We start from the raw sequence: 21,331 nt of genomic DNA on the forward strand, positions 1-21,331 counted from the left end.
GTATGATTATGGCCCAAGAAATGTATCAGCAAGTAAGTGTATAAAAGCAGATTGTAAGTAATTAAAGCTTTAAGTAAGTTTTCTAAAAAAACACATAAAAAAATTATGGTTTTGATAACTAATCCGCAAAATTTATGGATGAATAGAGATAAAATGAAATATCTTTTAACAAGTTAATTTTACTTTTTGGTAAAAATAAAAATCTTTGACTTAAATTTTTACTTAAAATTTCCTATAACCCAATAGACATAAAAAAGCCCATCTTCTGATGAGCTTCTTTTTAACTACAAATGTGGTATGTAATATGCATAAAATATTTTTGAAACTATAGATAAGTGAATTATAGATAAAAATAAGCGATTATTACTTTTAATAAATTAGCTATTAGATGGGCTGGAAGGTTGCCTTCTTTTTGTTGCTTATTTCTTCATTCATTTTAGGAATCCTTTTTGTCAAACAGTCTCAATTTGTTAAGATGGCAACCGTGAGAGTTTAAGTTAAGCTCTCACACACTGTTGACTCAATTTTGACATAAAAAGATACACGAAAAGGTGTACTTTTTTCTTACATTAGGTCAGTTTTGCACAGAAGTTGTTAGAATTGGTTGGACAGCCAAACTTTCAAAATTAACTTATTTATTATTTAAATTTAAGGATTTAACATACATGAATAGCGCTGAAATCATGGCTGACTTATCTTCTCATACACCTATGATGCAGCAATATCTCAAAGTTAAAACGGACTATCAACATGCGTTGCTGTTCTACCGTATGGGTGACTTTTATGAACTCTTCTTTGAAGATGCTCATTTAGCTGCCAAACTTTTAGGTATCACTTTAACCCATCGTGGTAAAGCCAGTGGTCGACCTATTCCAATGGCAGGTGTTCCCTATCACTCGGCAGAAGGTTATCTTGCTCGCCTTGTCAAAGCTGGGCGCACTGTCGCTATTTGCGAACAAGTTGGAGAAGTGACAGGTAAAGGCCCTGTTGAACGTAAAGTTGTTCGTATTCTGACTCCTGGTACATTAACTGATGACGCATTACTCAGCAGTTATCAATCATCTAATCTCGTTTCCTTATGCATTCATCAAAACCAGATTGGTTTTGCTTTACTCGACTTGAGCGCGGGTATTTTTAAAGTTCAACAACAAGATTACAAGCCAGAACAATTACCTATTGAACTTGCGCGTTTAATGCCAAGTGAAATCTTGATTGATGAAGACTTGGTCGACACCAATATTATCGAACAAATTAAAAAGCACTTAGATTGCCCTGTTACTAAACGTCCGAATGTAGATTTTAATCTAAATAATGCACAAAAAACTTTATGTGATCAGTTTACGGTATCAACACTTTCAGGTTTTGGTTTAGACCCATTACCTTTAGCCAAGGCTGCTGCCGCTGCGCTTATTCACTATGCAAAAGAAACCCAAAAAACTGCATTACCGCATATTCGTTCAATTCAGCTTGAACAAAGTACTGACTTTATTGCGCTCGACCCAATTACACGTCGCAACTTAGAAATTATTGAGCCATTATTTGAACACGGAACATCATTATTCCAATTGGTAAATGACTGCCAAACTGCAATGGGTGGCCGTCTATTAAGCCGCACACTCATGCAACCTGTGCGTGATACTGCATTGCTTGATGCTCGTTTAGATGCGATTGAACAACTCATTCAGGGGTATCACGAAAACCCAGTTCGTTTAGTGCTTAAAGAAATTGGTGATATTGAACGTGTGCTTAGCCGTGTTGCATTAGGTAGTGCGCGACCACGTGATTTGGTGCAACTTCGTCATGCATGCGCACAAATTCCAGCTTTAAGAATGGCATTAACTCCAGTCATTCAAGCAAAAAAATCTAAGTTATTAGTTCAACTAGATGAAGAACTTGGCGATTTTAAAGCGCTTCATCAACACTTGATGGCAGCGATTGTAGAAAACCCACCGGTATTACTTCGTGATGGCAACGTAATTGCAGAAGGATATGATGCTGAGCTCGACGAATTACGTCAAATTCGCGATCATGCAGGTCAATTCTTAATTGACTTAGAAATTAAAGAGCGTGAACGCACTGGCATTAATACCCTTAAAATTGGTTATAACCGTGTAAGTGGTTATTACATCGAACTCACTCGTGCTCAAGCAGAACAAGCGCCAGCCGACTATATCCGTCGTCAAACTTTAAAGAATGCTGAACGCTACATTACCCCTGAGCTAAAGAGTTTTGAAGATAAAGTCCTATCGAGTGAGTCACGTGCACTCTCTCGTGAAAAAGCATTATTCGAAGCTTTGCTTGAAAACCTTCGTGAAAATATTGCCCATCTACAAATGATGAGTTCAGCAATAGCTCAAATTGATGTCATTGCAAACTTTGCTCATCAAGCACGTTTAAACAATTGGGCGCGCCCTGAATTTACCCCGGAAACGGGCATTAAAATTCAGGCTGGTCGTCATCCTGTCGTTGAAGCATTAAATAAAGCACCATTTACCCCAAATGATACTTTCCTTGATGCCCAGCACCGTATGGCCATTATTACCGGTCCAAACATGGGCGGTAAATCAACCTTCATGCGTCAAACGGCATTAATCAGTTTACTTGCTTATTGCGGTAGCTATGTTCCGGCTAAAGCCGCCAAACTTGGTCCAATTGACCGAATTTTTACCCGTATTGGCTCAGCCGATGATTTATCTACAGGTAAATCTACCTTTATGGTCGAGATGACAGAAACTTCGCAAATTCTGCACCATGCTACAAATCAGTCGTTGGTATTAATGGATGAGGTGGGTCGCGGAACCAGTACCTATGACGGTTTATCTTTAGCCTGGGCATGCGTGGTCGATTTAACCAAGCGCGTAAAATGTTTATGTTTATTTGCCACTCATTATTTCGAATTAACCGAACTGGGTAGTGAAGCAGGAATCGATAACTATCATGTGACAGCGCAAGAGCTTAATGGCAATCTGATTTTATTGCATAAGGTTCAGCAAGGCCCTGCGAGTCAAAGTCATGGTTTACAAGTTGCAAAATTAGCGGGTATTCCTGCCAATGTTATTAAAGAAGCGCAGAAGCGTTTGCGTATCTTAGAGAAACAGCAGCAACAACATCTACAAACTAGTTTTCAAAATGATTTGTTTGCTCCACCAGATGCAAGCTCTGGTTCACAAATCATAGAGAAAGTTGTCGAGATCGAAGTTTCATCCCCTGCTCTAGATTTACTTAAGCAAATTGAAGTCGATAATTTATCGCCTCGTCAGGCACTTGAACAACTCTACGAGCTGAAAGCTGCACTCAAATCTTAATAAAGCACTTCCGAATAAGCAGGCTTAGGTCTGCTTATTCATATCGGAGAATAATATTTATATGATCTTAAGATCTTTACAAAGTTCAGAAATTGATCTTATTTGGCAGCAGATTAGCCGCCGTGAATTAATTACTCAAAACTACATACAAAAACAGCAACAGCTAGAATTGGTTGATTGTTTTTTTGAGGTACAAAATTGGGACTCATACCATCTAGAAAATGACCCGCCTAAACTCAAACAACTCTTTGCACAAGGTTCAATATTTGTAGGTGCTTTTGACGTCTCTGAAAAACTCGTTGGTGTGAGCGTAGTCTCAAACCAAGTTATAGCGGATTACCCTCACGCTAAATTACTCCACTATTTCTACGTCGATGCAGACCAGCAAGGTCAAGGTATTGGTACCAAACTGATGCAAGCCGCAAAAGAATCGGCCAAGCAACTCGGTGCAAACCAACTCTATATTTCAGCAACTCCAAGTCGGCGCACTGTAGACTTCTATATAAAGCATCGCGCGCAACCATTAAGTGCTCCAGATCAACAACTTTGGCAGCTTGAACCCGAAGATATCCATTTACTGTGTAACGTTTAGCACTAAAAATTTAAGGGTTTTTCAACAAAAAAGCCGTAAATCAAAATTTGTAAAAGAAAAAATGAAAAGTTAAGGCATTTAATAAAATAGATGCCTTGACTTAAATGACATCTAAATAATTAAATAAAATATTTTTTAAGTTATTGTTTTATAAAATATATTGTTATTTTAATTTTATAGATTACGCTCTGCTATGTTTACAAGATATGTTTGATTATCAACGTATTAACTTATCTTCATATGCATGAATAAAGAATATCAATAAAAGCAATTGTTTGTTTACCCCTTTTTTGCCTAAAATAAGCTATTCGAAATGAAACCATATTTTTTAGGTAGCTGTCGCCATGACCTTTGTTGTCACTGAAAATTGTATTAAATGTAAATACCAAGATTGCGTAGAAGTTTGTCCTGTAGACTGTTTTTACGAAGGTCCGAATTTCCTAGTGATTAATCCGGATGAATGTATTGACTGTGCATTATGTGAACCAGAGTGCCCGGCAAATGCAATTTTCTCTGAAGATGAGTTACCTGAAGGTCAAGAAGTGTTTATTGAATTAAATGCTGAACTTTCTCAAAAATGGCCTAACATTACTCAAATTGGCGATCAACCAGCTGACCGTGAAGAATGGAACGGTAAACCTGATAAATTACAATATCTTGAAAAGTAATTTAAAAAAAGATCAGCAACCGCTGATCTTTTTTATACCCTATTCAAACATTTCATTGCAAATTCATCGTAATTTGTGCACTGTTTTGCATTAAAATAGCCGCAATATTTATAAGTGCTTAATTTTTCTTATGCGGAAGTTTTTGCAGAGTTTGGTACCCTTATGCATAATCCCAGCGGTTATGGTAGGTTGTGTCAGCTCTCCCCAACACACAACAACAGGCAAAACCTCTCCAAGTGGTAAACGAATCTTTATTCCACAAGAGCGCGTTATTATCGAGCGCCCAATTCCCCCTAAAGTTGAGCCTGCATCTTATCGAAACTGGTTAAGTTCGGGTGAAAATTACCAGCGTGTGCGTGAGTACGAAAATTTCTTAACCCGAAACAATGTCGCAGGTATTGTGCCAAGCTTTGAGTTATTACGCTCAGCACGTGATTGGCAAAAATGTGGACGTTCAGAATATGCTGTACCTAACCGCGAGCTATGGGGAAATTCTTTATCGACCCTACGCGTATTTAAATATTTAGTTGCAGCAAAAGTTCTAACCGACTTTGAAGTGACCTCGGTTTACCGAGATTTACCTTTAAATGAATGCGCGGGTGGTGCAAGCTCATCTAAACATTTATTTAACTCGGCAATCGATTTCCGTATTGGTCCTGAGTTCCCACAAGCTCAAGATTATGCATTTATCGAAAATACCAAGTTTAAACTTTGTCAGTTCTGGGCTCAGCATGGTCAAAGCTTAAATATGGGTATTGGCTTATATAGCTCAGGACAGATTCATATCGATACTCAAGGCTATCGTACTTGGGGCCCTGACCTCACCCGAAACAGTTCAATGTGTAATTTCTAATAAAAAAAACTCCTTTCAACCGAAAGGAGTTTTTTTTATTGTTCATTTCCCAATCAACCAAAATTTCTTGAACTGAAGATTTTTGCACTCTAGGCATAAACGTTTAAAATAGCCCGATCAACATATAGGTAAATTTGATTATGCAGCAGATGTGGACAGACATTGACCAATATATCGATTCACATTTAATTCCCGAAGACCCGCGACTCGAATATGCATTAAAGAATACCGATGAACACGGCTTTTCAAATCATCTTGCAGTGGCTCCTAACCAAGGAATGTTCTTGCAGATGCTTATTCAAATGAATAAATGCAAACGAGTCTTAGAAATCGGAACTTTTGCTGCATACAGTACAATTTGGTTAGGCCGTGCTTTACCTGAAGATGGTTATTTACTCACAATAGAAGGCCGTGCTACTCATGCAGAAATGGCTCAAAAAAATATCGACAACGCTAATCTTCCGGTAAAAGTCGATCTTCGAGCTGGCCGTGCTGCAGATATCCTTTCTGCGATTGATCCTCAATCTATCGAGCCTTTTGATTTTATTTTCATTGATGCTGATAAACAGGGTTATCCTGAATATTTAGAATTGAGTCTGAAATTCTCAAGATCAGGTACGATTATCGTGCTCGACAATGTAATTCGCGCAGGTGATATTTTAGATCCTGACAATAAAAAACCGAGTATTGAAGGCATCCGTGAAATGTTTAAAGCCTTAGAAAACCATCCGCAAATATTGTCTTGTACAGCCTTACAAACAGTTGGCTCAAAAGGTCATGATGGCTTCGCAATTGCAATTGTGAAATAATGGTTAAAAAATCATCTTTTTTATTTTATTATTTATAATCAATTAATTACTTTTATTACTGTTGCTTTTCCATATAGTTATCCACAAGATTTGCGGATAACTATATGCAAATCTCATCATTTAGCCACAAGTAATGGCACAGTCGCGTTTCGGAATATGGTTGTCGCAATACTTCCCAAGAAGAACTGGTGAATTTTGCTATGGCTAAATGCCCCTAACACAATGATCTGAATACCGTGCTCTTGTTGGTACTCTAGAATGTTTTGTGCAACATCGCCATAACGGTAAACGGTGACTACATCTAGGCCCGCTTGTTTAAGATAATGTTCTGGTTCATTTAATATTTCTGGATGATCACCTACATACACCAAATGACATTGCAGTGTTCGCAATAAGTCACTTTGGGCAATACGGCGCATCATTTTTTGACAAGTTGGCGAATATTCATAAGCAAAGATAAATCGGGTTGGGACTTTAAAGTTTTCACCAATCGTCAAAACTGTACAGTTCGCACCGCGGATGAAGTTCTCGACATTACTACCAATTGGTTTATGTTTTTCGGCGGCTCTTTCCCCGACTCGACCTAAAATGACAATATCATTTTCATGTAAGAGATTAAAACTTTGTTCTAAAAAATCACCTTTTTCTTGAATTTTTGAACTGGTAATTCCGTGTTTTTCTTGAATAAGATCAGAAATATGGCGGAGTAAATTATTACTATAATCTAACGCGAGTTCACTTTGTTTTTGCTCTAGCTCAGCTAACTCTTTTAGCAGCATTGCATTGCTTTCAAAGCCGATTACCCCACTAATTTCACCAAGATGATAACTGGCTGGGTAATAGTCCAGAATTTGTAATAATACAAGTTCCCGTCCGGTTGCTTTAGCAACCCATGCTGCTGCATCGGCAATAGCATTAATACACGGTGATGAGTCAATACACGCAATAACACGGTTCATGTTAGCCTCTCTTCTTCAGGTCTATTGCCTTGGAGATTATTATTAAAACTTAGCTTTAACTTAACATAGATAAAAATTGGTATGTTAAGGTTTATGTATAAAAACCAACTTTTTTGTTTAAAGATCAAACATTTTATTACATTCTTAAAACTGCATTATTCTCTTAAGCGAATAAATTTTGCGGGATTCCCACCGATAATATGGTAGGGCTCAACATCTTTGGTCACCATACTATTCATCCCGACCACAGCATGTTTACCGATTTTTATACCATCTTTGATCCCCACATGTGCACCCAACCAAACGTCCTGCTCAATTTCAATTCCTTTAGAAGTAACCGGCTGTTGGTAAAGCGGACGGTCTAACTGCATCCCATGATCAAAGGCATATAAATGACAATATGCTGCAATTCGGACTTGGTCATGTAACTTTATACCCGCTCGCCCACCATCTAAAATACAATGATGGTTAATCGCGACTTCATTGCCGATTTCCAGTGGTCCATGCAATGTGCAATCAGCCGCAATAAAACTATTATCCCCAATAATAATTTTGCGGCCTGGTTCAGCAAAAATGTGTGCTAAGGGTGAAATAAAACAGTTTTCACCAATCTCAACGGTTTCCATATCCATTAAATAAGCTTGATATTCTTTTTGCCATTCTTCGGCCCAAGCACGATGTTTCGGTTTTAAACTCCAATATAACCATGGCATATAGTTTAAGCGGTGCTTATGTTGCTCACGATATTTCAGTAAGGAATCAGTCATCTGTTAATTCCTCTTCAATTTTTAATTCTTCACGACCACGTGTTACGTCTCTGAGTTTTAAGGCAAGTGGTTCAATTTGATGTATCTGTAGTCTCGCTTCGATATCTACGCCTGTTACCGTATAGGTTTCCTGATATTCAATCTGTTGTTGAGTCAGTTCATATTGAAATATCGCCCACTCACTAAAATGACAAGAAAAGTGAATCGTCTTCTTTGCAATGAGTTCAATACGTTCAGCCAATAATAAACATTGCCCAGCACAGCCACCGTATGCTCTAACAAGGCCACCCGTTCCCAGTTTTATACCGCCATACCAGCGGTTAACCATCACAATAATATTCGTCAGGTCATTCCCTTCAATAGTCGCCAAGATTGGACGGCCTGCTGTTCCTGACGGTTCACCATCATCGTTAAAGCGTACGTTATGCCCAATTTTCCATGCCCAACATTGGTGAGTGGTCGAGATATCTTTGTTGTGTTCTAAAAATTCTTTAACTCGCTGTTCATTTTCGACTGGCGCAGCGATGGCCTGAAATCTGCTTTTTTTAATTTCTTCTTCAAATGTAATCTGTGATGCAATCGTAAAAGCCATAAATTAAATAAAGCATAATAAAAACCAAATTATAACGTGAATTTAAAAGAATCAAACCCATGAAAAAGCCCCGAATCTCGGGGCTTTTTTATTATCTTTCTCGTAATGCTTCTTTGGCTTTATTAAATGGTTTAAGTAAGTAATCCAGTACTGTTTTTTCACCAGTACGAATATCTACTGTTGCCACCATACCCGGCGTAATTCCAAAAGCCTTACCTTCTTTATTATAAAGCTTGTCAGAATCAGTGCGGATATAAACACGGTAATAGAATTGGTCTTGTTTAACCTCATCACGAATCGTGTCGGGTGAAATAACCGTAACTTTACCTTTTAGACCACCATAAATTGAGTAATCGTAGGCAGTAATCTTAACCAGAGCTTCTTGTCCTGGACGAATAAAGGCAATGTCTCGCGGCAAAATACGCGCTTCAATCAGCAGTTGTTCATCGATTGGTACAATCGTCATCAATTTACCGTTTTGTGGAATAACCCCACCATGCGTAGTCACCGCAATTTCTTTTACAACCCCACGTACTGGTGCTCTAAACACTGCACGATCTAAACTATCACTACGGCCCAGTACGATTTGTTGCTGTGTTTTACTATCAGTCGTAGCCTTAGATAGCTCTTCACGCGCTTTCACATAATACTGGTTCTGCGCATCATTCATTTTGTTTTGCAGATCATTTGCTTCACGACGTAGACGTAAAACCTCGACCTCACTTGCTGCACCTTTTGCAACTAACGGCTCTGTCATTGCCAGTTCTTGTTGTACCAGTTGTAAAGCCTGTCTTAAACCTGCAAGCGTTTGCTCAAGATCAGCGCGACGCGAGCGATATAGCGCTGTTTCTTCTTGTACAAGCTTTGGTTCTTTCATCACAATTTCAGGAAAAACCAAAGGCGTACCATTTACTTCCGCACGCAAACGCGCTGCTGTCGCTTGAGCAGAGATTAGTAAAGATCTTGACTCACCGACATTAGACGCAAAACGGGTTGGATCAAGCTGCGCAAGAATTTGTCCTTTTTGAACAATGTCGCCTTCTTGTACATTAAGCTTGGTTAAAATACCACCTTCTAAAGACTGGATCACCTGCTCTTTAGATGATGGAATCACTTTACCCGTACCGGTAGAAACTTCTTCAAGTTTAAATACCCATGCCCAGATAAAGAAAATAACTAAACCGATCCCCACAATCCAGATCACTAAACTGGCACGTGGTAATGGGGGCTCACTATAAGAGACATTCATTGAACGGGTGAGTTCTTGTTGTTGTTCGCTCATGAATTACCCCCTTGGCTTACTTGTTTTTGTTGGGCTGTTGATTGATTAAGGACCTGATCTCTTGGACCATCCATCACGATTTTGCCTTCGTTAACGACAATAATACGGTCCACCAGATCTAAAACAGCTCGGCGGTGGGTCGCAACGACCAAAGTACGATGTGCTAGCCAAACTTTTAAATGATCAATCAGTTGTTTCTCTGCCACATCATCAATCGCTGCTGTCGGTTCATCCAACAGTAAAATGTTAGGTTGACGAATCAACAGACGTGCCAGTAACAATGCTTGTTTCTGACCACCAGAGAAACCAACACCACCTTCTAAAATCAGGTGATCTAGCCCTTCTTTTTTCTCTTGAACAAAAGGTAATGCGCCCGTCACCACCAAAGCACGAAGAATATCTTCATCTGTTGCAAGTGGCGCACCTAAAGTGAGGTTTTCACGAATCGTACCGTAGAAAAGATGGGCATTTTGGTTGAGCAGGCCCATATCACGGCGTACATCAGATGGGTCAATTAAAGAAAGATCAAGACCATCTAAGTGCACTGCACCTTGAGTTGGAACTTGCATACCAGATAGAAGCTGAAGCAGTGTCGATTTACCTGCACCATTACGACCTAAGATTGCAATTTTTTCACCAGCACGAATTTTTAAATGACGAATGGCCAAACTTGGTTTCGGGTCTTCTTCTCCATATTGGAATAAGACATTTTTTAATTCGTAGTCACCATTTAAAACAGCCTTGTGTACCAGATGCGAACGGTCCGCCTGATCGATCGGGCGTTGCATGAGTTCATCAAGACTTTGTTTTGCAACTTTTGCTTGCTGTAAACGACCTAACACACCTGTAATTTGTGCAACTGGGCCTAACATACGTGAAGATAAAATTGAACAAGCAACTAAAGCACCCGTAGTCATTTCACCTTCCATCACGGCAAAACATCCGACTAACACCACAATTGCATAGGTCAAGCCTTGTAGCATTTGAGTCCATGCCATTAAGGTCCCAACAATTTTACGCTGTCTCATCCCGATATCGGCTGAAACTTCGTTCATGTGGTTCCACTGGTTTTGGAAACGAGACTCAGCACGTAATAACTTGATATCTTCAATACCTTGCACCGCTTCAACAAGAATCGCGTTACGGATTGAGGATTCTCTCATACCCTCTTGTGCGAGTTGCGCCAGTTTCTTCTGCGCCAGAATACCTGGCAAAAGCATAAGAGGTACAACCAGCAACATCACCCAAAACAGTTTTCCACCAATAATGGCAAAGATGATTAGGAACAGGAAAAAGAATGGGAAATCGGCAATGGCACTAATGGTAGTTGATGTCACCAACTCGCGAACGCCTTCGAGCTCACGAATCTGGGAAATAAAACTACCAGTAGATTTTGAACGATCTTTATTTTTGATGCGTAAGGCATGACCAAATACACGGTCAGAAACACGTAAGTCGGCACGTTTACCAATAATATCGGATAAATACACTCGCGATATACGTAAGGTAAACTCAAAAAGAGCTGCTATCAGTACACCACCTGCCAGCACCCATAAAGTCGGAATAGACTGAGAAGGTACAACGCGGTCATACACTTGCATTGAGAAAATAATGGTTGCCAGTGCCAATACGTTGGCAATGAGTGAGGCAAACATAATATCAACGTAGCGTTTCCAGTCTCTTAGAACAATTGACCAGAACCAACTTGCTTCATACGGTTTGATATATTCATCAATACGCGCATCGGGAATAGATGATTCAGGGCGCAGAATATAGACATTCTTAATTGTAGTTTTTAAAACATCTAAGCTTAAATTTTGAGAAAGGCCATGATCTCCACTAAATTGGATACTGACATTTCCTTGAGTATCAGCTTTATCAATTACACCGACTTGTCCGTCATTGAACTCGACCATGACAGGTAAACGCCATGGATTGAGCAACTCTAAAGAAAATGGCACCTTACGTAAATTGAGTCCAACTTGACGTGTAATGAGCTGTAAAACATCATCAAGGTTTTGATTTTGGTTCCAGTCAAGTTGTAAACGTATTCTTTCTTCTGAAGGCTCTATTCTATAATGTTTAGCAATCGTTAAGACTGCCTGTAACCAGGGCTGGTAGTTTATTTTTGTCATCATGGTTGTACTTCGAACCCCTGAATTGAAATATTATTTAAGTCATAAGCTTGGCGCGAACGTCCTGTTGCTGCAATGTATTGAACAATACTGCTGTAGATATCATAACGAGCTGTTTCGAGTTCTGAATTAGCACTATGAATCGCTTGTTCGGCATTTAATAAGTCAACCAATGAACGTGTACCGAGTTTGTACTGCTCTTGATAAAGCTCACGTGTACGAACCGTCGTCGCTTGGCGATTTGCTAAAACCTGCATTTGTCGTTGTTTATTTTCAATTTGCTCACGGCTGGTTCTGATCTGATCGAGAACATCCAGATAAACAGAATTCACTTTAGATTTAGCGGCTTCTTCTGCATAACTCGCCATTTTTACCTGAGAAGAAACTGCCCCACCTTGATAAAACTGACTGGTTGCTTCAAGCATGACAGAACTATATAGACCGTCATCTTCATCATTATTTGGATTTTTGCCATTAATGGCCTGACTCAAAGAACCTTTAACTGCCAAAGTTGGATAACGTGTTAAACGGGTCTGCTCTTTTTGCGCTTTAGCAACTTCAATACCCGCTTGAGCTGCGATCATTTTTGGAATGGTATTAAACTGAGGCTCACCATATAAATCAGACACTTTCACCAAATCATCTGAAATAATCCATCCCGTTCGAGAAACATCGCCACCCAATAACGTTCTTAAATGCTGCTAATATTGACGTAACAATGATTGCTGAGCAATCAGACCAGACTGAGCAGCTTGCAAATAAGATTGGGCTTGAATTGGATCGGCTTGACTACTAATACCGGCATTTGCACGTAAATTAGCGATTTCCTGAATTCGCTGAATACCTGCAATTTGCTGTTCGGCAATTTTATTTAATTGAAGATAGCGCTGAATATTAATAATCGACTGTGCGACATCAAGTGCAATATCATCAATGCTGACCAAAACATTGGCCTGCTCGACTTGCAGCTTAGCCTTCTCAACCGATACACCTGATTTCACTTTACCAAAATCATAGAGCATTTGAGTTGCATTTAAAGTTAATAACTGCCGACCACGCTCACCACTGCTCAAGTCACCTGTGGTAATACCACCTGAAATTTGAGGGTAATAACCCGCCTTTGCAACGTCAATACCGGCGTTTTGGCCAGCTAAAGTTGAAATGGCTTGGGAAATATCAGGGTTACGCTGGATTGCGATTCTCACCGCTTCCTGCAGAGTCATTTTCCTTGATGGTAGAGTTGAATAAGATGAAGCTGCTCGATCATTGAGTTGAACAGTCGGAAACTCCTGAACTCTAGAACGATCTAACTTAAAATTACTCAGCTCTTGCATTTTAGCAACTTTAAATTCATCACTACTTTTAGGGGTAAAAAGCTGCGATAAGTTGTTTTTCAATGTGTGATATTGCTCACTTGGTTTAGCGGCATATATCACCATAGGTACATGCAATGTAGTTAAAAGCATCAACCCTTTCAGGAAAGCCGGCTTTTTACATGTCCTTTTTACTCTTCTCTGGTTATATCCAATCATGCTTGTCTTGTTGATCTTGTTTGTTATCGTTTAAAAGCTTCTACATTCTACATATTTTTTTGCATAAAGAAGCATAAATGAAGGAATAATTCACACATTATTTTTTCCTCAATTGTTTAGACTAATTTATTGTTTTTAAAATATAAATATAAAAAAACCAAAAAGAGGCACTGACCTCTTTTTAGCCAAACAGATTAACTTTTTTGATTAAACTGTAAAATCATCACCTAAGTAGACTTTACGTACCTGTTCGTTATCCAGAATTTCTTGTGGCGTGCCTTCAGCGATTACAGCCCCTTCACTCACAATATATGCACGTTCACAAATTGCTAGAGTTTCACGTACGTTATGGTCAGTAATGAGTACACCAATACCACGATCTTTTAAAGTCTGGATAATATCTTTAATATCACCTACCGAAATTGGATCGACACCGGCAAACGGTTCATCAAGTAACATAAATTTAGGATCAGCAGCCAATGCACGTGCAATTTCAGCACGGCGGCGCTCACCGCCCGACACACTCATACCCAATGAATCTTTAATATGACTGATTTTAAAGTCATTTAATAATTCAGTAAGACGTTGCTGGCGCTGCTGTTTATTTAAGTCTTTGCGTGTTTCTAAAATAGACATAATATTTTCAGCAATTGTGAGCTTTCTAAAGATAGAAGCTTCTTGCGGAAGATATCCGATGCCTTTACGTGCCCGTTCATGCATTGCCAAATCGGACATATCAAGATCATCAAGGTGAATTTCACCTTTGTCCATACGCACTAGCCCAACAACCATATAGAAGCTTGTTGTTTTTCCTGCGCCGTTAGGGCCAAGCAAACCAACAATCTGTCCACTTTGCATACTAAAAGATACGTCTTTGACGACCCAACGTTTACTATAGTTTTTTGCTAAGTGCTTAATACACAAAGTTTGGGGTTGTTGAAGAGCTTGTTGCATTAGTCACGCGCTCCTGGGAAACTTTTTGAAGTTGATGGTGGAATAATAATTTGAACACGGTTTGATGATGAACCTTGTGCTTCAACATCGCCTTTGTTCATACTATATTTCAGTGAGTTACCACGGATGCTTGAACCATCTTGATATAGATATGCACCACCAGTCAAAGTAATAATGCCTGTATCTGCATTATAAACAATGGTTTGACCCTCGCCTCGTGCAACGCCTTTGTCAGCACTAATTTGCTGCTGGAATTTAGACGGTCTACCTTTGGCAGTAATCGTTTGAATTTCACGTTTAGAGTTTAGAGTAGCCACAATTGAGTCGGCTTGAAGCTTCATCGTACCTTGCTCAATTACGACATTACCCGTATAAGTCGTTAAACCCGTTTTCTCATTATAAGTTGCACGGTCTGCCACTAACGAAATTTGTTGATTACGGTCAGACGGCAAAGCAAAAGTCGAAGCAGATGATAGAGCAACGAATGTAATTACCGCAGCTTGTTTTAGGAAAGCTGAAGAACGTTTTAAATTAAGACTTTGGTGCATACTTTCCTCGAATATTAAAAAATTCGTACTGACCATTATTCAAATTGGCTTTTAGCCCTTTGCTGACAAACTCGGCTTGCGGAGATTGAACAACCACTTGATGATTCGTTTCAATTTCTCTGGTTTTTGGATATCCAGTTAACTCATCAGTATGGAACTCAATCTTCCCCTGTGGTGCCAGTTTAGTTGCGACCACATCACCCGATAAAATAACTTTACGGTTATCATCGTAACCATTTGCCTGTTTTGCAAAGAACGTTGCATCAACTTTGCCATCTTTATACATTGAGGCATTAAGTTGATCCAACTTTGATGTTTTTTGTTGCATATCCTGTTCAAGCTGACGAACTTCAGCACGAATATACAAATTGCCTTGATCATCAGTTTGAGTCAAATGGACGCCCTGCGCTGAATATGTCATATTCTTCGCAGAACCAATGTCTAGTTTTTTTGCCTTGCCACTATAGTAGTAATAACCACCACTTATAGCAGCAACCACTACAGCAACAATTGATAAAACTCTGGTATCCATGAGCAGGAATAGCCTACCTTTTTAAGTAATCTTATTATTAATGCGGTACTGCAAGATATTTTTCAAGAAGTTCTTGGTAAATGCCTTTTGCGATCAGCAACATATCACAGACTTCACGCACAGCACCACGCCCACCCATCGATTGCGTAACCAAATGCGCACGGCGACGTACTTCTTCGTGACCATTTGGCACAGTAACACTCATGCCTGCAATCGCAAAAGCCGACAAATCAGGCCAATCATCGCCCATATATAAGCAATCTGAAGGCAAAATATTAAACTGTGCACATGCTTCACGCAGCGCAGAACCTTTGTCTTCACGCCCTTGAAAAACGAGATCCACCCCTAAGTCAGACATACGCTTTTCAACAATATTACTTTTTCGGCCTGTAATAATAATGACTTTCATGTTCGCTTGCTGCACAAGCTTCATGCCTAAACCATCACGAATATCGAATGATTTAATTTCATCGCCACTATTGGTTAAGGTTACGAAGCCATCACTCAAAATACCATCGACATCCAGAACCAATGCCTGTAAATGACGTGCTTGTTCTAACAATGCATAAGATGCCATTGATTAATTTACCCCTGCCTGAATAAGGTCATGCATACTAATTACACCAATCACTTTGTTTTGGTCATCTACCACCACAAACTGACTAATTTTTTTCAGGTTCAGCTGTTGTAGAGCTTCTACCGCACGTGCTTCTTGAGAAATCGTTGATGGTTTTTTTGTCATTACTTCAGAAACAGGTAAATTCACATCGAAACCTTGCTGTTTATCAATTAAACGACGCAAGTCACCATCGGTGAAAATACCAAGCAAATGTTCTTGTTCATCTACAATTGTCGTCAAGCCTAAACGTTTATTAGAGATTTCATAAAGCACTTGATTCATTGGTGTATCTGGTGAAACTTTTGGCAGTTCATCGCCTGTATGCATCAGATGTTTTACATGTAAAAGTAAGCGTTTACCCAACGCACCTGCTGGATGCGAACGAGCAAAATCATCTGCGGTAAAACCACGTGCTTCAAGTAAAGCAACAGCCAGTGCATCACCCAATACTAAAGTTGCTGTCGTACTCGACGTAGGCGCTAAACCTAATGGGCATGCCTCGTCAGACTCACCTAAAGTTAAAGCGATATCGGCGTTTTGCGGCATTGGGCCTTTATCATCACGGCTAATGGTAATAAGAGGAACGCCAAGATGTTTGATAAGTGGCATCAACATCATGATTTCATCGCTTTTTCCAGAATTGGAAATCGCAATTAAAACATCGCCACGAACCAGCATTCCCAAATCGCCATGCCCAGCTTCGCCCGGATGCATAAAGAAAGATGGTGTACCAGTTGAGGCGAAAGTTGCAGCCATTTTACGGCCAATATGCCCTGACTTACCCATGCCAGTGATCACAACACGACCTTTACACTGTAACAATATTTCACAAGCTCGGTTAAAACTGTCACCAATTTGTGTTGCTAACACGTCTAAAGCTTGTTGCTCAATACGCAATGTTGCTAATGCGCTGCTTTGGAAATCTGTAGGATTGGGCATACGAGTTTGACTCAAAATAATTGATCTGATCTCTTGTGAAGATCGGTGATTTTAATCAAAAGATTTGGGGGCATTCTAACATAACTCAATCATCTACACGTTTTTAAATGTATAAGATTTCACAAGCTTATAAAATTCTTGCATAAACCTTTGTGAAAAATGATGCATCAGTTATGATGTAACACTGTTTTTGTTGAGTGTTTGAAAACCCTTATGCAACCGTTTGTTTTATATAACTCTGAGCAACGAAAAAAAGTTGAATTTGTACCTCGCAAAGAAGGTCACATCGATATGTACGTCTGCGGTATGACCGTTTACGACTACTGTCATATCGGGCATGCTCGAGTTATGGTTGCATTTGACTACATTATTCGTTTCTTACGTAGTCAAGGCTGGAATGTTCGCTACATTCGCAACATTACCGACATTGACGACAAAATCATCAAACGTGCGAATGAGAATGGTGAAACAATCCAACAACTCACCACGCGTTTCATCGATGCAATGAATGAAGATGCAGCGAACTTAGGTTGTTTAGCACCAGATGAAGCACCTAAAGCAACTGAATATATCGACCAGATGCAAAATATGATTGGCAATTTAGTCAATAAAGGTTCTGCTTACCCTGCTTCAAACGGCGATGTTTATTTTGAAGTGACCAAATTTGAAAAATATGGTCGCCTCTCTGGCCGTAAGCTTGATGACATGCAAGCTGGTGCAAGTGAGCGTGTTGATGTAGAAGTTGAAAAGAAACATCCGTTTGACTTTGTACTTTGGAAACATGCAAAAGAAAATGAACCATCTTGGGCATCTCCTTGGGGTAATGGCCGTCCGGGTTGGCACATTGAATGTTCTGCAATGTCGACTTGCTGCTTAGGCAATCACTTTGACATTCATGGTGGTGGTTCAGATTTAATGTTCCCGCACCATGAAAATGAAATTGCGCAAAGTGAAGCTTCGACTGGTGAGCAATATGTAAACTACTGGATGCATGTTGGCTTCATTAACGTTGACGGCGAAAAGATGTCTAAGTCTTTAGGCAACTTCTTTACGATTCGTGACGTGATGGAGAAATTCCACCCTGAAGTGATCCGCTATTTTATTGTGTCTTCACACTATCGTAGTCCTGTGAACTTCTCTGATGTGGCACTCAAAGAAGCAAAAACGTCTTTAACTCGTTTCTATCATTCATTTAAAGCTTACCAACAAGTGTATGGTCAAACGACAACTGAAACGCTTGATCAAAGCTTTATTGAACGTTTTAACAATGCAATGTGTGATGACTTCAACACTGCCGAAGCAATGGCCGTATTGTTTGAACTCAATAAAGAGTTAAACCGTGCTGTAAAAGAAGAGCAAGCTGACCAAGCGACTGTGCTTTATTCGACATTACGTCACCTCACCAACATTTTAGGTTTGGTACAACACAATGTAGATGATTTCTTAAAATCTGATATTGGACAAGAAGCGCTTGCTTTGTCTGATGCTGAAATTGAAGATTTCATTCAACAACGTGTTGATGCGAAAAAAGCAAAAGACTTTGCTAAAGCAGATGGTATTCGTCAGTCTTTACTCGACCAAGGTGTTGTATTAGAAGATACGCGTCAAGGTACAGTTTGGCGTCGTGCTGATTAAATGTTCAATTAAATCACAAGAGTGTTGACACTTTAGTGAAACAATCTATAATGTGCTCACATTGCGGGAATAGCTCAGTTGGTAGAGCATAACCTTGCCAAGGTTGGGGTCGCGAGTTCGAGTCTCGTTTCCCGCTCCAAAATTTAAAACCACTTAATTCGAAAGAGTTAGGTGGTTTTTTTATTGCTTTTCAGTTAACTAAAATCAGGCTACATCTGATTGTTTAATATCAAAGTGACCTTAATAAAAAAATTCAAATTTCAATTAATTTCTATTTAATTCTTAATATCTAAGTCATGCTTTAAATCTTCAGAAAATTTGCTTGTATTTTAATCCATTTAGATTAATATATTTAATCTAAATAGATTAATTTTTAGTGCAAAAAAGCACTAAATCCAGTTAACACGGTAAAAAGTTAACAATTTAAATAGCTTCAAAGGGAATGAGATATGAATAAAACTAAAAAACTAGGCTAGGATTTACACTACTTATGCTAGTAAGTGCTTTAAGTATAACCGCATGTAATGATAGCGATGATAATGAGCTTAGCAGCAATCCTTCAAATCCAGATTCGTCACTAACTGATTGCATGTGGCAAGACGGTCCGAACAGCAAGACTAATTCTGGTGAAGACCCTCTTAATTTTGCCTATCCGGATACAAATGTATCTTATTGGTCTTCAGAGTTTACTGTACCTGAAGGTGCAAAAATTCTTATTGATGGTGAATTTCCGTATTCTCGTCATTTTTCATTAGTAAGCTATACATCAGTTGGTGAGCGGGTCAATTCTCTATTAGATAGAGCAATTAAACCTGATGATGGTTCTACCAATACCTTTTTAGTTGGAAATGACCGTTTCGCAAAAGCAAGATCTTATAGTGTAAAACTTGAATTAGGAGATTTGCCTGCAAATCCTGCAGCAAATACATTATATGCTCCAAAAACCGCAGATAATAAAGTGGCCATTTTATATCGGGTGTATGTTCCTAATAAAAATATGAATGTAAAAGGCAATGTGTCTTTCCCTAGAATTAAAGTACAACTTGCAAATAATGATATAAAACAAGGCAAAGAAGTCTGCGATATATTAAAAGTTAAAAAGGGTCCTATTGATCGAGTAACTACTCTACCTCTACAAGGAATGATAAGCGCCTTTAATCAGAATTTATATGATGGCTTTCCTGCACAAAAAGAACCTAAGTGGTATAAGGCGTTTAGTGGCTTAGATAACTTCAAATGTATTTATAAATATGATCCAGTTACTAAACAACCTATTTCTCAATGTGAAGGTTTGCCTGTTACTCCTAAACTAAACTATTGGGCTACCCCAGATAATGAATATGTCTTCGCTACTACCAGTAGACGTTTAGGCAAAGTGATTGAGCTAAAAGGAAAACTCCCGAATACGGAAAAAACTTTTGATAATGAGCCTTTTGTTCAAAAATCTGATGTCCGCTATGTATCAATTTGCACGAATGAACTCATTACTACAGCAACAAACTACTGTATTTATGACGAGCAAATTAAAAAAGTAAATTCAGATGGCTTCTACACCATTATTGCGTCTTTACCTGAAGACAGACCTTCAAATGCAAGAGAAGAATGCGGCGTTTACTATTTACCATTAAGTCCACGTGGTACGGGTTACACAGCTCAAGATGGCGTGACATTCGGGCATCCTGATTTCACACTTTTAATTATGAGAAATTTGCTACCAGATTCAAGTTTCGCTCATGCAATTCAGAATGTAAAAGCATGGGGTGAAGAAAAAACAGTTCTCGGAGATTACTTACCTGATATTCGATATACCAGTAAAGAAGACTTTGAATCAAAAGGTTGTTCATAACTTTTAATGATAATTTCATAAACCAATCCATTGAGTGATTGGTTTATGATTTTTCAAAAGGTAAGATAACTCAATTCATCCCTCACCTCTATTTCCAAAGCGCGAATGAGCATAAAGACCAAAGAGAAACTAATTGAGGCGGCTATTTTTCTGTTTTCACAGAATAATATTGAAGCTTTGTCAGTACAGAAAATTAATGAAGCTGCCAAAGTAGCTAACAAATCTGCTTTGTACTATCACTTCAATTCAAAATGGGGATTAGTAGAGGCTGCATTAGATTATGTGATGCAACCCTATGTAGAGGAGAGCCTGAAGATGCTGAACTCTATACATCCAGAAAATGTTAAAGTTTCAGAGGTTGTCGATTCATTAATGAACCCAATGGTTAAAATCTTATTAAAAGAAAATGGGATTCACCATATCAAGTTTTTCTCGAGAACAATCAGTGCAGGCAATGAAGGAAGAGCATTAGTTGCTAAAACATTAGTCCCTATCTCTGATAAAGCCGTTAATTTATTAAAGCTTGCTTTACCTGAAGCTGATACCGAAGCTTTAACTCTAAAAGTTTTATTTACCTTTAATACAGTTTTAAATATTATCAGTGATGTTGGGCTTGAGCATTATTGGCCCACTAGTATTAAAGATCCAAAAATCATTGGAAAATATTTAAAAGATTATATCGAAGGTGGAATCAGGTTTAATGTAGATAAACCCGCTTCATCTTTGGGCTAATATCGCAAAGTCTCCCCCATTGAGGAGACTTT

At 38.9% G+C, this 21,331-nt stretch carries 18 protein-coding genes, 1 tRNA gene and 1 pseudogene; 9 read left to right on the plus strand and 11 right to left on the minus strand.

Translation table 11 applies throughout. The features are described from left to right. Positions 1 to 665: 665 nt before the first annotated feature. The 5 genes from mutS (at position 666) to KTI79_RS05735 (ending at position 6,227) form a co-directional block, all read left to right on the plus strand. Complete coding sequence (gene mutS / locus KTI79_RS05715; RefSeq protein WP_032055922.1) at positions 666 to 3,305, plus strand: DNA mismatch repair protein MutS; 2,640 nt, start codon at positions 666 to 668, stop codon at positions 3,303 to 3,305. Positions 3,306 to 3,366: 61 nt separating this feature from the next. Next, positions 3,367 to 3,897, plus strand: coding sequence for a GNAT family N-acetyltransferase (locus KTI79_RS05720; protein ID WP_032055924.1), 531 nt, complete (start codon positions 3,367 to 3,369; stop codon positions 3,895 to 3,897). Positions 3,898 to 4,241: 344 nt separating this feature from the next. Further along, positions 4,242 to 4,565: a ferredoxin FdxA gene (gene fdxA, locus KTI79_RS05725; protein ID WP_002051033.1), complete on the plus strand. Its 324-nt coding sequence runs from the start codon at positions 4,242 to 4,244 to the stop codon at positions 4,563 to 4,565. Between the two features lie 130 nt (positions 4,566 to 4,695). Further along, a complete protein-coding gene (locus KTI79_RS05730) occupies positions 4,696 to 5,418 on the plus strand; it encodes a D-Ala-D-Ala carboxypeptidase family metallohydrolase (protein WP_199937157.1) in 723 nt (240 codons plus the stop codon). A 140-nt stretch (positions 5,419 to 5,558) separates the two neighbouring features. Then, positions 5,559 to 6,227: an O-methyltransferase gene (locus KTI79_RS05735; protein ID WP_032055928.1), complete on the plus strand. Its 669-nt coding sequence runs from the start codon at positions 5,559 to 5,561 to the stop codon at positions 6,225 to 6,227. 116 nt (positions 6,228 to 6,343) lie between these two features. On the opposite strand, the gene KTI79_RS05740 is transcribed toward KTI79_RS05735, so the two are convergent. From KTI79_RS05740 to KTI79_RS05795, 11 genes and pseudogenes are all read right to left on the minus strand, one after another. Then, positions 6,344 to 7,186, minus strand: a complete 843-nt coding sequence (locus KTI79_RS05740; protein ID WP_002115820.1) for a universal stress protein — start codon at positions 7,184 to 7,186, stop codon at positions 6,344 to 6,346. 155 nt (positions 7,187 to 7,341) lie between these two features. Next, the gene (locus tag KTI79_RS05745) at positions 7,342 to 7,953 is read right to left on the minus strand and encodes a chloramphenicol acetyltransferase CAT (protein WP_032055930.1); all 612 of its coding nucleotides are present in this window, start codon (positions 7,951 to 7,953) and stop codon (positions 7,342 to 7,344) included. Beyond that, positions 7,946 to 8,545 (minus strand): IMPACT family protein, encoded by a 600-nt coding sequence (locus KTI79_RS05750; protein ID WP_032055932.1) that lies wholly within the window; start codon positions 8,543 to 8,545, stop codon positions 7,946 to 7,948. The genes KTI79_RS05745 and KTI79_RS05750 overlap by 8 nt, the downstream gene beginning before the upstream one ends. A gap of 91 nt (positions 8,546 to 8,636) precedes the next feature. Next, complete coding sequence (locus KTI79_RS05755; RefSeq protein ID WP_016141535.1) at positions 8,637 to 9,827, minus strand: HlyD family efflux transporter periplasmic adaptor subunit; 1,191 nt, start codon at positions 9,825 to 9,827, stop codon at positions 8,637 to 8,639. Next, positions 9,824 to 11,965: a type I secretion system permease/ATPase gene (locus tag KTI79_RS05760; RefSeq protein ID WP_032055934.1), complete on the minus strand. Its 2,142-nt coding sequence runs from the start codon at positions 11,963 to 11,965 to the stop codon at positions 9,824 to 9,826. Before KTI79_RS05760 ends, KTI79_RS05755 begins: the two co-directional genes overlap by 4 nt. Continuing rightward, positions 11,962 to 13,428 (minus strand): annotated as a pseudogene (locus KTI79_RS19180) (TolC family protein). The gene KTI79_RS05760 and the pseudogene KTI79_RS19180 overlap by 4 nt, the downstream one beginning before the upstream one ends. A gap of 273 nt (positions 13,429 to 13,701) precedes the next feature. Beyond that, complete coding sequence (lptB, locus tag KTI79_RS05775; protein ID WP_009389082.1) at positions 13,702 to 14,448, minus strand: LPS export ABC transporter ATP-binding protein; 747 nt, start codon at positions 14,446 to 14,448, stop codon at positions 13,702 to 13,704. Further along, positions 14,448 to 14,996 carry a lipopolysaccharide transport periplasmic protein LptA gene (gene lptA / locus KTI79_RS05780; protein WP_002122334.1) on the minus strand — a complete coding sequence of 183 codons (549 nt, stop codon included), beginning with the start codon at positions 14,994 to 14,996 and terminating at the stop codon, positions 14,448 to 14,450. Before lptA ends, lptB begins: the two co-directional genes overlap by 1 nt. Beyond that, entirely contained in the window at positions 14,980 to 15,528 is a 549-nt protein-coding gene (gene lptC, locus KTI79_RS05785; protein ID WP_057075331.1) for an LPS export ABC transporter periplasmic protein LptC, read from the minus strand. The genes lptA and lptC overlap by 17 nt, the downstream gene beginning before the upstream one ends. A gap of 37 nt (positions 15,529 to 15,565) precedes the next feature. Further along, a complete protein-coding gene (locus KTI79_RS05790) occupies positions 15,566 to 16,105 on the minus strand; it encodes a KdsC family phosphatase (protein ID WP_016141540.1) in 540 nt (179 codons plus the stop codon). Between the two features lie 3 nt (positions 16,106 to 16,108). After that, complete coding sequence (locus tag KTI79_RS05795; RefSeq protein ID WP_002122342.1) at positions 16,109 to 17,086, minus strand: SIS domain-containing protein; 978 nt, start codon at positions 17,084 to 17,086, stop codon at positions 16,109 to 16,111. A 213-nt stretch (positions 17,087 to 17,299) separates the two neighbouring features. Between KTI79_RS05795 and cysS the strand changes: the two genes are divergently transcribed. The 4 genes from cysS (at position 17,300) to KTI79_RS05815 (ending at position 21,299) form a co-directional block, all read left to right on the plus strand. Beyond that, positions 17,300 to 18,721: a cysteine--tRNA ligase gene (gene cysS, locus KTI79_RS05800; protein ID WP_032055939.1), complete on the plus strand. Its 1,422-nt coding sequence runs from the start codon at positions 17,300 to 17,302 to the stop codon at positions 18,719 to 18,721. A 63-nt stretch (positions 18,722 to 18,784) separates the two neighbouring features. After that, positions 18,785 to 18,860, plus strand: a tRNA-Gly gene (locus KTI79_RS05805). 351 nt (positions 18,861 to 19,211) lie between these two features. Then, positions 19,212 to 20,567, plus strand: coding sequence for a hypothetical protein (locus tag KTI79_RS05810; RefSeq protein WP_086375757.1), 1,356 nt, complete (start codon positions 19,212 to 19,214; stop codon positions 20,565 to 20,567). 105 nt (positions 20,568 to 20,672) lie between these two features. Continuing rightward, positions 20,673 to 21,299, plus strand: a complete 627-nt coding sequence (locus KTI79_RS05815) for a TetR/AcrR family transcriptional regulator (RefSeq protein WP_032055472.1) — start codon at positions 20,673 to 20,675, stop codon at positions 21,297 to 21,299. The last annotated feature ends 32 nt before the right edge of the window (positions 21,300 to 21,331 follow it).

Source organism: Acinetobacter sp. WU_MDCI_Abxd143 (genome assembly GCF_025514195.1).
GTDB classification, from domain to species: Bacteria; Pseudomonadota; Gammaproteobacteria; order Pseudomonadales; family Moraxellaceae; genus Acinetobacter; species Acinetobacter pittii_H.

What these genes read in the sequence shown, in the direction of transcription:
- mutS (WP_032055922.1), top strand. Translation starts at nt 666, where the DNA reads ATGAATAGCGCTGAAATCATGGCTGACTTATCTTCTCATACACCTATG.
- KTI79_RS05720 (WP_032055924.1), top strand. Translation starts at nt 3,367, where the DNA reads ATGATCTTAAGATCTTTACAAAGTTCAGAAATTGATCTTATTTGGCAG.
- fdxA (WP_002051033.1), top strand. Translation starts at nt 4,242, where the DNA reads ATGACCTTTGTTGTCACTGAAAATTGTATTAAATGTAAATACCAAGAT.
- KTI79_RS05730 (WP_199937157.1), top strand. Translation starts at nt 4,696, where the DNA reads ATGCGGAAGTTTTTGCAGAGTTTGGTACCCTTATGCATAATCCCAGCG.
- KTI79_RS05735 (WP_032055928.1), top strand. Translation starts at nt 5,559, where the DNA reads ATGCAGCAGATGTGGACAGACATTGACCAATATATCGATTCACATTTA.
- KTI79_RS05740 (WP_002115820.1), bottom strand. Translation starts at nt 7,186, where the DNA reads ATGAACCGTGTTATTGCGTGTATTGACTCATCACCGTGTATTAATGCT.
- KTI79_RS05745 (WP_032055930.1), bottom strand. Translation starts at nt 7,953, where the DNA reads ATGACTGATTCCTTACTGAAATATCGTGAGCAACATAAGCACCGCTTA.
- KTI79_RS05750 (WP_032055932.1), bottom strand. Translation starts at nt 8,545, where the DNA reads ATGGCTTTTACGATTGCATCACAGATTACATTTGAAGAAGAAATTAAA.
- KTI79_RS05755 (WP_016141535.1), bottom strand. Translation starts at nt 9,827, where the DNA reads ATGAGCGAACAACAACAAGAACTCACCCGTTCAATGAATGTCTCTTAT.
- KTI79_RS05760 (WP_032055934.1), bottom strand. Translation starts at nt 11,965, where the DNA reads ATGATGACAAAAATAAACTACCAGCCCTGGTTACAGGCAGTCTTAACG.
- lptB (WP_009389082.1), bottom strand. Translation starts at nt 14,448, where the DNA reads ATGCAACAAGCTCTTCAACAACCCCAAACTTTGTGTATTAAGCACTTA.
- lptA (WP_002122334.1), bottom strand. Translation starts at nt 14,996, where the DNA reads ATGCACCAAAGTCTTAATTTAAAACGTTCTTCAGCTTTCCTAAAACAA.
- lptC (WP_057075331.1), bottom strand. Translation starts at nt 15,528, where the DNA reads ATGGATACCAGAGTTTTATCAATTGTTGCTGTAGTGGTTGCTGCTATA.
- KTI79_RS05790 (WP_016141540.1), bottom strand. Translation starts at nt 16,105, where the DNA reads ATGGCATCTTATGCATTGTTAGAACAAGCACGTCATTTACAGGCATTG.
- KTI79_RS05795 (WP_002122342.1), bottom strand. Translation starts at nt 17,086, where the DNA reads ATGCCCAATCCTACAGATTTCCAAAGCAGCGCATTAGCAACATTGCGT.
- cysS (WP_032055939.1), top strand. Translation starts at nt 17,300, where the DNA reads ATGCAACCGTTTGTTTTATATAACTCTGAGCAACGAAAAAAAGTTGAA.
- KTI79_RS05810 (WP_086375757.1), top strand. Translation starts at nt 19,212, where the DNA reads ATGCTAGTAAGTGCTTTAAGTATAACCGCATGTAATGATAGCGATGAT.
- KTI79_RS05815 (WP_032055472.1), top strand. Translation starts at nt 20,673, where the DNA reads ATGAGCATAAAGACCAAAGAGAAACTAATTGAGGCGGCTATTTTTCTG.